Origin of the sequence: uncultured Psychroserpens sp., from assembly GCF_947500255.1 — a bacterium.
In the GTDB taxonomy this organism is placed as follows: domain Bacteria; phylum Bacteroidota; class Bacteroidia; order Flavobacteriales; family Flavobacteriaceae; genus Psychroserpens.
In genome coordinates this window covers 88,788-103,163 of the sequence record NZ_CANMRL010000006.1, presented here as the reverse complement: position 1 = coordinate 103,163, position 14,376 = coordinate 88,788, and the positions used below count along the sequence as shown (strand labels likewise).

29 protein-coding genes are annotated in these 14,376 nt (G+C 34.8%); all 29 read left to right on the top strand.

Annotated features, from left to right (window positions below):
* Position 1 precedes the first annotated feature (1 nt).
* The 29 genes from rpsJ to rplQ all read left to right on the top strand — a co-directional run bounded on the left by rpsJ (position 2) and on the right by rplQ (position 14,364).
* Positions 2–307 (top strand): 30S ribosomal protein S10, encoded by a 306-nt coding sequence (gene rpsJ / locus Q0783_RS15620; RefSeq protein WP_007650482.1) that lies wholly within the window; start codon positions 2–4, stop codon positions 305–307.
* A gap of 140 nt (positions 308–447) precedes the next feature.
* The gene (gene rplC / locus Q0783_RS15615) at positions 448–1,065 is read left to right on the top strand and encodes a 50S ribosomal protein L3 (protein WP_230936846.1); all 618 of its coding nucleotides are present in this window, start codon (positions 448–450) and stop codon (positions 1,063–1,065) included.
* Positions 1,065–1,694, top strand: a complete 630-nt coding sequence (rplD, locus tag Q0783_RS15610; protein WP_298896646.1) for a 50S ribosomal protein L4 — start codon at positions 1,065–1,067, stop codon at positions 1,692–1,694. Before rplC ends, rplD begins: the two co-directional genes overlap by 1 nt.
* 7 nt (positions 1,695–1,701) lie before the next feature.
* The gene (gene rplW / locus Q0783_RS15605) at positions 1,702–1,992 is read left to right on the top strand and encodes a 50S ribosomal protein L23 (RefSeq protein ID WP_204346315.1); all 291 of its coding nucleotides are present in this window, start codon (positions 1,702–1,704) and stop codon (positions 1,990–1,992) included.
* Positions 1,993–2,002: 10 nt separating this feature from the next.
* Complete coding sequence (gene rplB, locus Q0783_RS15600; RefSeq protein WP_230936848.1) at positions 2,003–2,830, top strand: 50S ribosomal protein L2; 828 nt, start codon at positions 2,003–2,005, stop codon at positions 2,828–2,830.
* Between the two features lie 10 nt (positions 2,831–2,840).
* Positions 2,841–3,119: a 30S ribosomal protein S19 gene (gene rpsS / locus Q0783_RS15595; RefSeq protein ID WP_298760247.1), complete on the top strand. Its 279-nt coding sequence runs from the start codon at positions 2,841–2,843 to the stop codon at positions 3,117–3,119.
* Between the two features lie 6 nt (positions 3,120–3,125).
* A complete protein-coding gene (gene rplV, locus Q0783_RS15590) occupies positions 3,126–3,533 on the top strand; it encodes a 50S ribosomal protein L22 (RefSeq protein ID WP_230936850.1) in 408 nt (135 codons plus the stop codon).
* A gap of 8 nt (positions 3,534–3,541) precedes the next feature.
* Positions 3,542–4,261, top strand: coding sequence for a 30S ribosomal protein S3 (gene rpsC / locus Q0783_RS15585; protein ID WP_230936851.1), 720 nt, complete (start codon positions 3,542–3,544; stop codon positions 4,259–4,261).
* 21 nt (positions 4,262–4,282) lie between these two features.
* Positions 4,283–4,702 (top strand): 50S ribosomal protein L16, encoded by a 420-nt coding sequence (gene rplP / locus Q0783_RS15580; RefSeq protein WP_298760244.1) that lies wholly within the window; start codon positions 4,283–4,285, stop codon positions 4,700–4,702.
* A 13-nt stretch (positions 4,703–4,715) separates the two neighbouring features.
* Positions 4,716–4,907 (top strand): 50S ribosomal protein L29, encoded by a 192-nt coding sequence (rpmC, locus tag Q0783_RS15575; RefSeq protein WP_040278737.1) that lies wholly within the window; start codon positions 4,716–4,718, stop codon positions 4,905–4,907.
* An 18-nt stretch (positions 4,908–4,925) separates the two neighbouring features.
* Positions 4,926–5,183 carry a 30S ribosomal protein S17 gene (gene rpsQ, locus Q0783_RS15570; RefSeq protein WP_053991431.1) on the top strand — a complete coding sequence of 86 codons (258 nt, stop codon included), beginning with the start codon at positions 4,926–4,928 and terminating at the stop codon, positions 5,181–5,183.
* A 2-nt stretch (positions 5,184–5,185) separates the two neighbouring features.
* Positions 5,186–5,554 (top strand): 50S ribosomal protein L14, encoded by a 369-nt coding sequence (gene rplN / locus Q0783_RS15565; protein ID WP_028871112.1) that lies wholly within the window; start codon positions 5,186–5,188, stop codon positions 5,552–5,554.
* 11 nt (positions 5,555–5,565) lie between these two features.
* Positions 5,566–5,877 (top strand): 50S ribosomal protein L24, encoded by a 312-nt coding sequence (gene rplX / locus Q0783_RS15560; protein ID WP_230936853.1) that lies wholly within the window; start codon positions 5,566–5,568, stop codon positions 5,875–5,877.
* A gap of 2 nt (positions 5,878–5,879) precedes the next feature.
* Positions 5,880–6,431: a 50S ribosomal protein L5 gene (gene rplE, locus Q0783_RS15555; RefSeq protein ID WP_298896643.1), complete on the top strand. Its 552-nt coding sequence runs from the start codon at positions 5,880–5,882 to the stop codon at positions 6,429–6,431.
* A gap of 3 nt (positions 6,432–6,434) precedes the next feature.
* Positions 6,435–6,704 carry a 30S ribosomal protein S14 gene (gene rpsN / locus Q0783_RS15550; protein ID WP_099563531.1) on the top strand — a complete coding sequence of 90 codons (270 nt, stop codon included), beginning with the start codon at positions 6,435–6,437 and terminating at the stop codon, positions 6,702–6,704.
* Positions 6,705–6,796: 92 nt separating this feature from the next.
* Positions 6,797–7,195, top strand: coding sequence for a 30S ribosomal protein S8 (gene rpsH, locus Q0783_RS15545; protein ID WP_230936855.1), 399 nt, complete (start codon positions 6,797–6,799; stop codon positions 7,193–7,195).
* An 18-nt stretch (positions 7,196–7,213) separates the two neighbouring features.
* A complete protein-coding gene (gene rplF / locus Q0783_RS15540; RefSeq protein WP_298896637.1) occupies positions 7,214–7,756 on the top strand; it encodes a 50S ribosomal protein L6 in 543 nt (180 codons plus the stop codon).
* Between the two features lie 10 nt (positions 7,757–7,766).
* The gene (rplR, locus tag Q0783_RS15535; protein ID WP_298896635.1) at positions 7,767–8,123 is read left to right on the top strand and encodes a 50S ribosomal protein L18; all 357 of its coding nucleotides are present in this window, start codon (positions 7,767–7,769) and stop codon (positions 8,121–8,123) included.
* A gap of 6 nt (positions 8,124–8,129) precedes the next feature.
* On the top strand, positions 8,130–8,654 hold the full coding sequence (gene rpsE / locus Q0783_RS15530) for a 30S ribosomal protein S5 (protein WP_230936858.1): 525 nt from the start codon (positions 8,130–8,132) through the stop codon (positions 8,652–8,654).
* Positions 8,655–8,665: 11 nt separating this feature from the next.
* Positions 8,666–8,848 carry a 50S ribosomal protein L30 gene (gene rpmD / locus Q0783_RS15525; protein WP_230936859.1) on the top strand — a complete coding sequence of 61 codons (183 nt, stop codon included), beginning with the start codon at positions 8,666–8,668 and terminating at the stop codon, positions 8,846–8,848.
* Positions 8,849–8,857: 9 nt separating this feature from the next.
* Positions 8,858–9,310: a 50S ribosomal protein L15 gene (gene rplO / locus Q0783_RS15520; protein ID WP_298760219.1), complete on the top strand. Its 453-nt coding sequence runs from the start codon at positions 8,858–8,860 to the stop codon at positions 9,308–9,310.
* A 12-nt stretch (positions 9,311–9,322) separates the two neighbouring features.
* The gene (gene secY, locus Q0783_RS15515; RefSeq protein WP_298896634.1) at positions 9,323–10,675 is read left to right on the top strand and encodes a preprotein translocase subunit SecY; all 1,353 of its coding nucleotides are present in this window, start codon (positions 9,323–9,325) and stop codon (positions 10,673–10,675) included.
* Positions 10,676–10,761: 86 nt separating this feature from the next.
* Positions 10,762–10,977: a translation initiation factor IF-1 gene (infA, locus tag Q0783_RS15510; RefSeq protein WP_026753784.1), complete on the top strand. Its 216-nt coding sequence runs from the start codon at positions 10,762–10,764 to the stop codon at positions 10,975–10,977.
* 4 nt (positions 10,978–10,981) lie between these two features.
* Positions 10,982–11,098: a type B 50S ribosomal protein L36 gene (gene ykgO, locus Q0783_RS15505; protein ID WP_081990159.1), complete on the top strand. Its 117-nt coding sequence runs from the start codon at positions 10,982–10,984 to the stop codon at positions 11,096–11,098.
* A 2-nt stretch (positions 11,099–11,100) separates the two neighbouring features.
* On the top strand, positions 11,101–11,475 hold the full coding sequence (rpsM, locus tag Q0783_RS15500; protein ID WP_230936862.1) for a 30S ribosomal protein S13: 375 nt from the start codon (positions 11,101–11,103) through the stop codon (positions 11,473–11,475).
* 106 nt (positions 11,476–11,581) lie between these two features.
* Entirely contained in the window at positions 11,582–11,965 is a 384-nt protein-coding gene (gene rpsK, locus Q0783_RS15495; RefSeq protein WP_120202429.1) for a 30S ribosomal protein S11, read from the top strand.
* 172 nt (positions 11,966–12,137) lie between these two features.
* Positions 12,138–12,743 (top strand): 30S ribosomal protein S4, encoded by a 606-nt coding sequence (rpsD, locus tag Q0783_RS15490; protein ID WP_298896630.1) that lies wholly within the window; start codon positions 12,138–12,140, stop codon positions 12,741–12,743.
* Positions 12,744–12,840: 97 nt separating this feature from the next.
* On the top strand, positions 12,841–13,833 hold the full coding sequence (locus Q0783_RS15485; RefSeq protein WP_230936864.1) for a DNA-directed RNA polymerase subunit alpha: 993 nt from the start codon (positions 12,841–12,843) through the stop codon (positions 13,831–13,833).
* Positions 13,834–13,893: 60 nt separating this feature from the next.
* Positions 13,894–14,364, top strand: a complete 471-nt coding sequence (gene rplQ, locus Q0783_RS15480) for a 50S ribosomal protein L17 (protein WP_230936865.1) — start codon at positions 13,894–13,896, stop codon at positions 14,362–14,364.
* Positions 14,365–14,376 lie beyond the last annotated feature (12 nt).

Here is a 14,376-nt window from a genome sequence, read left to right as displayed (position 1 = left end):
AATGAGTCAAAAAATTAGAATAAAATTAAAGTCTTACGATCACAATTTAGTTGATAAGTCTGCTGATAAGATTGTAAAAACAGTAAAAAGTACTGGTGCTGTTGTAACTGGACCAATTCCATTACCAACACACAAAAAGATTTTCACTGTATTACGTTCACCACACGTAAACAAGAAGTCTAGAGAACAATTTCAATTAAGCTCTTACAAGCGCTTATTAGATATTTACTCTTCATCTTCTAAAACAATTGATGCCTTAATGAAGCTTGAATTACCAAGTGGAGTTGAAGTAGAGATTAAAGTGTAATGACGATAATTCTGCTATAGCAGAAAAGAACATGTCCGGAGCTGCGTGCGAAGGAAAAACGGTAAAAATACAATTCAAGGTCGAATGTATTTTCGGCCTTGAATTTTAATAAATAAGTAATAATAAATAAATTAATAATTATGTCTGGGTTAATAGGAAGAAAAATCGGTATGACCAGCATTTTCGATGAAAATGGAAAGAATATTCCATGTACAGTAATCGAAGCTGGACCATGTATCGTTACCCAAGTCAGAACCGAAGAGGTAGACGGGTACAATGCCCTTCAACTTGGTTTCGATGACAAGACAGAGAAAAGTGCTACAAAAGCTGAAATTGGTCATGCCAAGAAAGCTGGTACTTCTGTTAAAGTAAAAGTCGCGGAATTTCAAGGATTTGAAGGAGATTACAAATTAGGAGACGCAATAACAGTAGAGCACTTTATCGAAGGTGAATATGTTGATATTGCTGGAACTTCAAAAGGTAAAGGTTTCCAAGGTGTTGTAAAGCGTCATGGATTTGCTGGAGTTGGTCAAGCAACGCATGGTCAACATAACCGTTTAAGAGCTCCTGGTTCTATTGGTGCTGCTTCATATCCTGCGAGAGTATTCAAAGGAATGAAAATGGCCGGAAGAATGGGTGGCGAAAGAGTGAATGTTGAAAATTTAAGAGTATACAAAGTAGTTCCAGAAAAGAATCTACTTGTAGTTAAAGGATGTGTTCCAGGACACAAAAACTCTTATGTAATTATTCAAAAGTAATGAAAGTAGCAGTTTTAGATATAAACGGAAAAGACACAGGTAGAAAGGTAGACCTTTCTAAAGAGGTGTTTGCTATTGAGCCTAATAATCATGCAGTATACTTAGATGTTAAGCAATATCTTGCTAACCAACGTCAAGGAACTCATAAGGCTAAAGAAAGAGCAGAAATTGCAGGAAGTACACGTAAGATTAAAAAACAAAAAGGTACTGGTACAGCGAGAGCAGGTAGTATCAAGTCTGGTGTATTTAAAGGTGGTGGACGTATGTTCGGACCAAGACCTAGAAATTACAGTTTTAAACTGAATAAAAACCTGAAGCGTTTAGCACGTAAATCAGCGTTAACAATGAAAGCTAATGATAAAGATATCGTTGTTTTGGAAGACTTCAATTTTGATGCACCAAAGACGAAAAACTTTACAGCAGTATTGAAAGCGCTAGACATACAAGACAAAAAATCTTTGTTTGTGTTGGGTGCGTCAAATAATAATGTATATTTGTCATCACGAAATTTTAAAGGCTCTGAAGTTGTAATGAACTCAGAATTAAGTACTTATAAAATTTTAAATGCAAATAAATTAGTTCTTTTAGAGAGTTCTTTAGAAGGAATTGAATCGAATTTAAGTAAATAAGAAGACAATGAGTATCTTAATTAAACCTATCATCACTGAAAAAGCGACAACTAATAGTGAGTTGAATAACTGCTTTACGTTTCAAGTGAACACCAAGGCGAACAAGGTAGAAATCAAAAAAGCAGTAGAAGCTGCTTATGGTGTCTCTGTTGAAAAAGTTCGTACTATAAATGTCCGTCCAGATCGTAGTACCCGTTATACAAAAACAGGTATTCAACATGGTAAAACAAATGCTGTTAAAAAAGCAATTGTACAACTGGCGGAAGGTGAAGTAATTGATTTATACACTAACATGTAATTAGACAACAATGTCAGTAAGAAAATTAAAACCAATCACATCAGCTCAGCGTTTTAGAGTAGTAAATGGATTTGACGCCATAACTACTGATAAGCCGGAAAAGAGTTTACTCGTTCCGAACAAAAGATCTGGTGGTAGAAACAGTCAAGGAAAAATGACCATGCGCCAAATAGGTGGAGGTCATAAGAGAAAGTATCGTATTATCGATTTTAAACGTGACAAAACCGGAGTTCCTGGTGAAGTTAAGTCTATCGAATACGATCCAAACAGAACAGCGTTTATCGCATTATTGAATTATCAAGATGGTGAAAAACGTTACATCATTGCTCAAAATGGTTTACAAGTTGGGCAAAATGTAGTGTCTGGTAAAGAAGCAATAGCACCAGAAATTGGTAATGCTATGCCATTAAGTCAAATCCCATTAGGTACAATTATTTCTTGTATTGAGTTACGTCCTGGACAAGGAGCTGTAATGGCAAGAAGTGCTGGAGCGTTTGCTCAATTAATGGCAAGAGATGGTAAGTTTGCGACAGTAAAATTACCTTCAGGTGAGACTAGAATGATTCTTTCAGAATGTATGGCTACAATTGGAGTAATTTCTAACTCTGATCATCAATTAACAGTATCTGGTAAAGCAGGTAGATCAAGATGGTTAGGTAGAAGACCAAGAGTAAGACCAGTAGTAATGAATCCAGTTGATCATCCAATGGGTGGTGGTGAAGGTAAATCTTCAGGAGGACACCCTAGATCAAGAAATGGTATTCCAGCTAAAGGTTATAGAACACGTTCTAAGACGAAAGCGAGTAATAAGTATATTGTAGAACGTAGAAAGAAATAATTGAAATAATATGGCACGTTCATTAAAAAAAGGACCTTACATCCACTATAAATTGGCTAAAAAAGTTGAAGCAAATGTAGCCGCTAACAAGAAGACAGTAATCAAAACGTGGTCTAGAGCCTCTATGATTTCTCCAGATTTTGTTGGACAAACAATTGCAGTTCACAATGGTCGTCAATTCGTACCAGTTTACGTAACTGAAAATATGGTAGGTCATAAATTAGGAGAATTTTCACCAACACGATCGTTTAGAGGTCATGCAGGTGCAAAAAATAAAGGAAAAAAATAGTAAGCTATGGGAAGTCGTAAAAAACAAATGGCAGACGCTATTAAGGAAGGCAGAAAAAACGTTGCATTTGCAAAGTTGAATAACTGCCCAACTTCACCAAGAAAAATGCGTTTAGTTGCAGACTTGGTAAGAGGAAAAGAAGCAGAGAAGGCATTACAAATCTTGAGATTTAGCCAAAAAGAAGCATCTCGTCGCTTAGAAAAATTGTTGTTATCAGCAATATCTAACTGGCAAGCTAAAAACGAAGATGCTGATATGGAAGAAGCAGATTTGTTTGTACAAGAGATTAGAGTAGATGGAGGATCTATGTTAAAGAGATTACGTCCAGCACCTCAAGGTCGTGCTCACAGAATTAGAAAAAGATCAAATCACGTAACTGTTGTGATTGGAGCTAAAAATAACACACAAGCTTAAATAGAGATATGGGACAAAAGACAAATCCAATCGGAAATCGTTTAGGAATTATCAGAGGATGGGAATCTAACTGGTATGGTGGAAATGATTATGGTGATAAACTTGCTGAAGACGATAAAATCAGAAAGTATATCCATGCTCGTTTATCAAAAGCTAGTGTATCTAGAGTTATCATTGAGCGTACGCTTAAACTTGTAACCGTTACTATCACTACTGCTAGACCTGGTATTATTATCGGAAAAGGTGGTCAAGAGGTAGACAAGTTAAAAGAAGAGCTTAAGAAAATTACTGGAAAAGAAGTTCAGTTAAACATCTTTGAAATTAAAAGACCTGAACTTGACGCTTATTTAGTAGCATCTAGTGTTGCTCGTCAAATTGAGAATCGTATTTCTTACAGACGTGCAATTAAAATGGCAATTGCTGCTGCTATGCGTATGAATGCAGAAGGAATAAAAATTCAAATTAGTGGTCGTTTGAATGGTGCTGAAATGGCACGTTCTGAACACTATAAAGAAGGACGTATTCCTTTATCTACATTTAGAGCCGATATTGACTATGCTTTAGTTGAAGCACATACTACTTATGGTAGATTAGGTGTTAAAGTATGGATCATGAAAGGTGAAGTGTACGGAAAAAGAGAACTTTCTCCATTAGTTGGCTTGTCTAAGAAGCAAGGTGGCAAGTCTGGAGGACGCGGTGGGAACAATAAATCTCGTCGTAGAAAGTAATTTTTAAAGAAAAGTAATAATATGTTACAACCGAAAAGAACAAAATTTCGTAAGGTCCAAAAAGGACGTATGAAAGGAAATACCGGAAGAGGTCATACACTTTCTAATGGTATGTTTGGAATAAAATCTTTAGATGCTAATTTCTTGACATCTCGTCAAATTGAAGCTGCGCGTATTGCTGCAACTCGTTACATGAAGAGAGAAGGACAATTATGGATTAAAGTGTTTCCAGATAAACCAATTACCAAAAAACCATTAGAAGTACGTATGGGTAAAGGTAAAGGTGCTGTAGAATACTGGGTAGCTGTAGTAAAACCAGGAAGAATTATCTTCGAAGTTGGTGGAGTACCAATGGAAGTTGCTAAAGAAGCCTTACGTTTAGCTGCACAAAAATTACCAGTTAAAACTAAGTTTTTAATCGCTAGAGATTACGAAGCATAATTTATTTGATATTATGAAACAATCAGAAATTAAAGAATTATCAGTAGCTGAGTTACAAGAGAAACTTGGTGAAACTAAAAAGAGTTATGCAGACCTTAAAATGGCACATGCAATCTCTCCATTAGATAACCCAATTCAGTTACGTAACGTTAGACGTTCAGTAGCAAGAATTGCAACAGAATTAACTAAAAGAGAAATACAATAATTGTATTCTGGCTGAAAGATGGAAAAAAGAAATTTAAGAAAAGAGCGTATAGGAGTTGTTACTAGTAACAAAATGCAGAAATCAATTGTGGTTTCTGAAGTTAAAAAAGTGAAACACCCTATGTACGGAAAGTTCGTTTTGAAAACAAAAAAATATGTTGCTCACGACGAAACAAACGATTGTAACATTGGAGATACTGTAAAGATCATGGAAACACGACCTATGAGTAAATCTAAATGTTGGAGATTAGTAGAAATAATTGAAAGAGCGAAGTAATTATGGTACAACAAGAATCAAGATTAAAAGTAGCTGATAACACTGGAGCTAAGGAAGTATTAACTATCCGTGTTCTAGGTGGTACAAAAAGAAGATACGCTTCTATTGGAGATAAAATTGTTGTCTCAGTAAAAGATGCTACTCCTAATGGAAACATTAAAAAAGGAGCAGTATCAACAGCAGTAGTTGTTCGTACTAAAAAAGAAGTGAGACGTCCAGATGGATCTTATATTAGATTTGATGATAACGCTTGTGTACTTTTAAATCCAACAGGAGAAATGAGAGGAACACGTGTTTTTGGACCAGTAGCTAGAGAACTTCGTGATAGACAATTCATGAAAATTGTTTCATTAGCACCAGAAGTGCTTTAATGACTAATAAAATGACAAAGTTTAAAATTAAATCAGGAGATACTGTAAAAGTAATAGCTGGAGACCATAAAGGTACAGAAGGTAATGTGCTTAAAGTATTAAAGGATAAAAACAAAGCCATCGTAGAAGGCGTGAACATGGTTAAGAAACATACAAAACCAAGTGCACAAAACCCTCAAGGTGGAATTGTAGAGAAAGAAGCACCAATCCATATGTCTAACTTATCATTGTTAACTTCAAAAGGAGAAACAACTAGAGTAGGTTATAAAATGGAAGGTGACAAGAAAGTAAGATTTTCAACAAAATCAAATGAAGTAATATAGTTATGGCTTATATTCCAAGATTAAAACAAGAGTACAAGGACAAAGTAGTTTCTGCTCTTACAGAAGAATTCGGATATAAAAACGTAATGCAAGTTCCTAAACTTGAAAAGATTGTAATATCTAAAGGAGTTGGAGCTGCCGTTGCCGATAAAAAATTAATTGATCATGCTATTGATGAGTTAACAATGATATCTGGTCAAAAAGCTGTTGCTACACTATCTAAAAAAGATGTTGCATCTTTTAAATTACGTAAGGGAATGCCAATTGGTGTGAGAGTTACGTTAAGAGGAGAGCAAATGTATGAGTTTTTAGATCGTTTAGTAACTTCGGCGTTACCACGAGTTAGAGATTTCAACGGTATCAAAGCTACAGGTTTTGATGGTAGAGGAAATTATAACTTAGGTGTTGTTGAACAAATAATCTTCCCAGAAATCAACATTGACAAAATCAACAAGATCTCTGGTATGGATATTACTTTCGTAACATCTGCAGACACAGATAAAGAAGCAAAATCGTTATTAACTGAAATGGGATTACCTTTTCAAAAGAACTAAGATATGGCTAAAGAATCAATGAAAGCCCGTGAGGTAAAAAGAGCAAAAACAGTAGCTAAATATGCTGAGAAACGTAAAGCTTTAAAAGAAGCTGGAGATTACGAAGCATTACAAAAGTTACCTAAAAATGCTTCACCTATTAGAATGCACAACAGATGTAAACTAACAGGAAGACCAAAAGGGTACATGAGAACTTTCGGTATTTCACGTGTAACATTTCGTGAAATGGCAAACCAAGGTTTGATTCCAGGTGTTAAAAAAGCATCTTGGTAGACCAAATCGTTTTATTGCGATTACAGACAAGAATTATAAATTGGTTTTAGGTTCGGCATGAGGTCGAAAACCACTACCGCAAATTAATACAAATGAATACAGATCCAATTGCTGATTACTTAACAAGAATCAGAAATGCAGTGAAAGCAAACCACAGAGTGGTTGAAATTCCTGCGTCAAACTTAAAGAAAGAGATGACTAAAATATTATTCGATCAAGGATATATTTTAAGTTACAAATTTGATGACTCTTCTGTACAAGGAACAATTAAAATTGCCCTTAAGTACAACAAGGAAACTAAAGAGTCGGTTATCAAAAAAATTCAGAGAATCAGTACACCAGGTTTACGTCAGTATGCTGGCGCAAATGAAATGCCTAGAATCCTTAACGGTTTAGGTATTGCTATCGTTTCTACATCTAAAGGTGTAATTACAGGTAAGCAAGCGCAACGTGAAAACGTTGGTGGTGAATTATTGTGTTACGTTTACTAATTTAAAGCAGAAAGAACAATGTCAAGAATAGGAAATAACCCAGTAGCAATTCCGGAAGGAGTTACAGTTGAAGTTAAAGACAACGTAATTACTGTAAAAGGTAAATTAGGAGAATTAACACAACCATATGATGCTGTTGAAGTGAAAGTTGAAGACGGAAACGTACTTGTAAGACGTTCAGCAGATAATAAAGAACAAAAATCTAAACACGGTTTATACCGATCTTTAGTAAGCAACATGATTGAAGGTGTTTCTAAAGGATGGACTAAAGAATTAGAACTAGTTGGTGTAGGTTATAGAGCATCTAACCAAGGTCAAAAATTAGACTTGGCTTTAGGATTCTCTCACAACATTGTATTAAATGTTGCATCAGAAGTGAAAATTGAGACCATTTCAGAAAAAGGTAAAAACCCAATAGTTAAATTAACATCTCACGATAAACAATTAGTTGGACAAGTAGCTGCGAAGATTCGTGGTTTTAGAAAACCAGAACCTTACAAAGGAAAAGGTGTTAAGTTTGTTGGTGAAGAATTAAGAAGAAAAGCAGGTAAATCAGCTTAAAAAATTAGTTATGGCATTAACAAAGAACGAAAGAAGACTAAGAATAAAAAGCAGAATACGTAAGGTAGTTTCTGGTACAGAAGCAAGACCACGTTTAGCTGTTTATAGAAGTAATAAAGAAATTTATGCTCAAGTTGTAGATGATGTTACAGGTAAAACTTTAGCAGCTGCATCTTCAAGAGATAAAGCAATTGCTTCTGAGAAAGGAACAAAATCAGAAATAGCTGCCTTAGTAGGTAAAGCTGTAGCTGAGAAAGCAATAAAAGCAGGTATCAATACTATTTCTTTTGATAGAGGTGGATACCAATATCACGGAAGAGTAAAATCATTAGCTGAAGGCGCAAGAGAAGGCGGACTTAAATTCTAAGACACTATGTATCAAAAATATAAAAACGCAGAATTAGTAAAACCAAGTGGAATTGATCTTAAAGATCGTTTAGTTGGTGTGCAAAGAGTTACTAAAGTAACAAAAGGTGGTAGAGCTTTCGGTTTTTCAGCGATCGTAGTGGTTGGTGATGAAGCTGGAGTTGTAGGTCACGGTTTAGGAAAATCTAAAGATGTTGCAACTGCAATTGCTAAAGCAGTTGAAGATGCGAAGAAAAACTTAGTTAGAATTCCTATTATCAAAGGAACCTTACCTCACGAACAAAAAGGTAAATATGGTGGAGCAAGAGTAAATATTATTCCTGCTGCTCCTGGTACAGGAGTAATTGCTGGTGGAGCTGTAAGAACAGTTTTAGAAGCAGTTGGAGTACACGATGTATTATCTAAATCTCAAGGATCTTCTAACCCTCATAATGTAGTTAAAGCAACTTTTGATGCTTTATTACAATTAAGAGATGCAAGAACAATTGCTAAGGATAGAGGAGTTTCTCTTGAAAAAGTATTTAACGGTTAATCAATAGGACGATGGCAAAGATTAAAGTAACAAAAGTAAAAAGTGCAATCAATCGTACACAAAATCAAAAGAGAATTTTAGAATCTCTTGGATTAAATAAAATTGGTCAAACCAAAGTACATGATGCGTCTCCAAGTATTCTTGGAATGGTAAATAAAGTTTCACATTTAGTTTCTGTTGAAGAGACGAAATAACAATATAAGATGAACTTAAGTAATTTAAAACCAGCAGAAGGTTCTACAAAGAATCAAGGTAAAAGAGTAGGTCGTGGACAAGGTTCTGGAAAAGGTGGTACTGCAACACGTGGTCACAAAGGAGCAAAGTCTCGTTCTGGTTACTCTAAGAAATTAGGTTTCGAAGGTGGTCAAATGCCACTTCAAAGACGAGTTCCTAAATTTGGATTTACAAATATTAACCGTGTAGAATATCAAGGTGTAAACTTAGATACATTACAAGAGTTAGTAGATAACAAGAAAATAAAAGATGCAGTTGATTTTCAAACTCTAGTTGAACTAGGTTTGGCGGGAAAGAATGAATTAGTTAAAATTCTTGGTCGTGGTGAATTAAAATCAAAATTAACAGTAACTGCTCATAAATTTACTGCTTCAGCAAAAGCTGCAATTGAAGCTGCAGGCGGAGAAGCGGTAACTTTATAAGAACACTTTAGTATGAAAATTATAGATACATTAAAAAATGTTTGGAAAATAACTGAGTTAAAAGACAGAATCATTTTGACACTTGGTCTGCTTTTAGTTTACCGTTTCGGTGCTCAAGTTGTTTTACCAGGTATTGATGCAAGTCAACTTGGAGGTTTACAAGACGGAGCAGATGGTGGGATATTAGGAATTCTTAATATGTTTACTGGTGGTGCCTTTGCAAATGCTTCAGTTTTTGCTCTTGGTATTATGCCTTACATTTCGGCTTCTATTGTTGTTCAGTTAATGGGAATTGCTATTCCTTATTTGCAAAAACTTCAAAAAGAAGGCGCTAGTGGACAAAAGAAGATTACACAAATCACACGTTGGCTAACAATTATCATTTGCTTATTCCAAGCACCTGGTTACTTAGCAAGTTTACAACCTGCATTTGGTATTCCTTCAACAGCATTTTTATTAGGTACTGGTCCAACATTCTATATATCTTCAGTTATCATATTAGTAACTGGGTGTATATTTGCTATGTGGTTAGGAGAAAAGATTACAGATAAAGGTATTGGTAATGGTATATCATTATTAATTATGGTAGGTATTATTGCTACTTTACCTCAATCGTTCTTACAAAATGCATCAGCTAGATTAGATGGTGGTGGAAATGGTGGTTTAATGATGATCTTGATCGAATTAGTAGTTTGGTTTGTAATCATTTTAGCATCTATAATGTTAGTTATGGCAGTACGTAAAATTGCTGTTCAATATGCTAGAAGAACTGCTTCTGGAGGATACGAGAAAAACGTATTTGGTAACAGACAGTTTTTACCATTAAAGTTAAATGCATCAGGAGTAATGCCAATTATCTTTGCTCAGGCAATTATGTTTGTACCAAGTTTAATTGGAAAATCTTTTGGTTCATCTAGTGAAGTTGGTCAATGGATGCAAGCACAGTTTAACGATCCTTTCGGATTGTGGTATAATGTTGTGTTCGCATTACTAATTATCATCTTTACGTATTTCTATACTGCGATTACTGTTCCAACAAACAAAATGGCAGATGATTTAAAAAGAAGTGGTGGTTTTATTCCAGGAATTCGTCCAGGAACAGAAACATCAGAGTATTTAGATAAAATAATGTCACAAATCACATTACCTGGATCTATATTCTTAGCATTAATCGCTGTGTTCCCAGCAGTTATTGTAAAGCTTATGAATGTTCAAGGTGGATGGGCATTATTCTTTGGTGGCACATCGCTACTAATTATGGTTGGAGTTGCAATAGATACAATGCAGCAAGTCAATTCATACTTGTTAAATAAACATTATGATGGCTTGATGAAGACAGGTAAAAACAGAAAAGCAGTAGCTTAAATGTAATACTAATTTAGAGGATAATCTTCGGAAATTTTTTAGGCAAGGTATTTGCTAATCCAAGATTAAATACTAAAACATATAATATGGCAAAACAAGCAGCAATAGAACAAGACGGATCAATCATCGAAGCATTATCAAATGCGATGTTCCGAGTTGAACTAGAAAATGGTCACATAGTGACTGCACACATTTCAGGTAAGATGCGTATGCATTATATTAAGTTGTTACCTGGAGACAAAGTAAAATTAGAAATGAGTCCTTACGATTTAACAAAGGCTCGAATAACTTATAGATACTAAAACCATGAAGGTAAGAGCATCCATTAAAAAAAGAAGCGCAGACTGTAAATTAGTCCGCAGAAAAGGTAGACTTTACGTCATTAACAAAAAGAATCCTAGATTCAAACAAAGACAAGGGTAATTATGGCAAGAATTGCAGGTGTAGACATACCAAAACAGAAAAGAGGAGTAATCTCTTTAACTTATATCTACGGAGTAGGTAGAAGTAGAGCACAAGAAATTTTAGCAACAGCTAAAGTAGACGAAAGCATCAAAGTACAAGATTGGACAGATGAGCAAATTGGAGCAATCCGTGACGCTGTAGGATCTTATACTATTGAAGGTGAATTACGTTCTGAAACACAATTAAACATTAAGCGATTAATGGATATTGGATGTTACAGAGGTATTCGTCATAGAGCTGGACTTCCATTAAGAGGTCAGAGAACTAAAAACAACTCTAGAACAAGAAAAGGTAGAAGAAAAACTGTTGCTAACAAGAAAAAAGCAACTAAATAATAATAGACATTAGTCATTAGTTTTAACCGTTAGAGGAATCTGTCTGAAATAGCAATGTTTAGGATTCTAAAAACTAGAAAAAACTAACAACTAGAAACTGAAAAATATGGCAAAGTCAAGTACTAAAAAACGTAAAGTAATAGTAGACGCTGTTGGAGAAGCACACGTAGCTGCCTCTTTTAACAACATTATCATCTCTTTAACAAACAAAAAAGGTGATGTGATTTCATGGTCATCAGCTGGTAAAATGGGATTCAGAGGTTCTAAAAAGAACACGCCTTACGCTGCTCAATTAGCTGCAGAAGATGCTGCTGGAGTTGCAAAAGAAGCTGGACTAAAGAAAGTGAAAGTTTACGTGAAAGGTCCTGGAAATGGTAGAGAATCTGCTATTCGTTCAATCCACAATGCAGGTATAGAAGTAACAGAAATTATCGATGTTACACCATTACCACACAATGGATGTAGACCTCCAAAAAGAAGAAGAGTTTAATTTATTGCTCTATAGAATTAATATCAACTATTTTAATGGTTGATATTAATTTTTTATGCGTAAATTTGCAAACTGAAAAATAACAATTAACAAGTATCAACGAGAGATCAACGGTTGTCGAAGGATAAGATTAAGACCTTAATTCACAAACACTCTCAAAACAAATTTAAAAATGGCAAGATATACTGGTCCTAAAACTAAAATAGCCCGAAAATTCGGTGAAGCTATCTTTGGAGATGATAAAGCTTTTGAAAAAAGAAACTATCCTCCAGGTCAACACGGAGCTAACAAGCGTCGTGGAAAAAAATCTGAATATGCTATCCAGTTAATGGAAAAGCAAAAAGCTAAATATACTTATGGTATATTAGAAAAGCAATTCAGAAACATGTTCAAAAAAGCAACAGCTGCTCAAGGTATTACAGGTGAAGTTTTACTTCAACTATGTGAGTCTCGTTTAGACAACGTTGCTTTCAGAATGGGATTGTCTCCATCTAGAAGTGGAGCTAGACAATTAGTCTCTCATAGACATATCACTGTAAACGGAGGTATCGTAAACATTCCTTCTTACCAATTAAAAGCAGGAGATGTAGTTGCTGTTAGAGAAAAATCTAAATCATTAGAGTCTATTCAAAATTCATTAGCTAACTCTAGTAGTGTATATGAGTGGATTACATGGAATAACGATAAAAAGGAAGGAACTTATGTTTCTATTCCAGAACGTATTCAAATTCCAGAAAATATCAACGAACAATACATCGTCGAATTATATTCTAAATAATAAATTAATCATATTGGTATTTGGCCAAAGGATTTATTAGTGGTCTTCAAACTTATAAATCGCGCAACTAAATAACAATTAAAACGAAGACAATAATATGGCAATTTTAAACTTCCAGAAGCCCGACAAAGTAATCATGATTGATTCAACTGAGTTTGAAGGTAAATTTGAATTTAGACCTTTAGAACCAGGTTACGGATTAACAGTAGGTAATGCTCTAAGACGAGTATTATTATCATCTTTAGAAGGTTTCGCAATCACATCGGTGAGAATTGAAGGTGTAGATCACGAGTTCTCAACAATTGCTGGTGTAGTTGAAGACGTTACTGAAATGATTTTGAACTTAAAGCAAGTTAACTTTAAGCGTCAAATAGATGAAGTTGATAACGAATCTGTTTCAATTTCTATCTCTGGACAAAATCAAATTACAGCTGGAGATTTCCAAAAGTTCATCTCAGGATTTCAAGTATTAAACAAAGACTTAGTGATTTGTAACTTAGATCCAAAGGTGAATATCAATATGGAAATCACGATTGAAAAAGGTCGAGGTTATGTTCCTGCTGAAGAAAATAAAAAGGCTTCTGCGCCAATTGGAACAATCTTTACAGATTCGATTTATACGCCAATAAAAAATGTTAAGTATAGCATTGAAAACTTCCGTGTTGAACAAAAAACCGATTACGAAAAATTAGTTTTTGAAATCATCACAGACGGTTCAATCGCTCCTAAAGATGCTTTGACTGAAGCAGCTAAAATATTAATTCACCACTTCATGCTATTCTCTGATGAGCGTATCACTCTTGAAGCTGATGAAATTGCACAAACTGAAACTTATGATGAAGAATCACTTCACATGAGACAACTATTGAAAACTAAATTAGTTGATATGGATCTTTCTGTACGTGCACTTAACTGTTTAAAAGCAGCAGAAGTAGATACATTAGGAGACTTAGTATCATTCAATAAAAATGACTTAATGAAGTTCCGTAACTTTGGTAAGAAATCTTTAACTGAGCTTGAAGAGCTTGTAAATGTTAAAGGTCTTAACTTCGGAATGGACTTAGCAAAATACAAATTAGATAAAGATTAATACGTCATATTTTGCTCCTCAAAGAGAGTTGAAGCAAGATGATGATTAAAACAAAATGTCATGAGACACGGAAAAAAATTCAACCATTTAGGAAGACAGACTGCTCATAGAAAAGCAATGTTAGCTAATATGGCATGTTCGTTAATCGAACACAAACGTATCAACACTACTGTTGCTAAAGCAAAAGCTTTAAAACAATTTGTTGAGCCTATGATCACAAAATCAAAGGAAGATACAACACATAACAGGCGTATCGTAATGTCTAGGTTAAGACAAAAGGATGCAGTTACTGAATTATTCAGAGATGTTGCAGTAAAAGTTGGAGATCGTCCAGGTGGTTATACAAGAATCATCAAATTAGGAAACAGACTTGGTGATAACGCTGATATGGCAATGATCGAGTTAGTAGATTATAACGATATCTACAACGCTGGTAAAAAAGAGAAGAAGACTACTAGAAGAAGTAGAAGAGGTGGATCTAAGCCAGCAACTCCTCCAGTTGAAACGAAAGCAACTAACGAAGAAGAATAAATGTTAATAAGC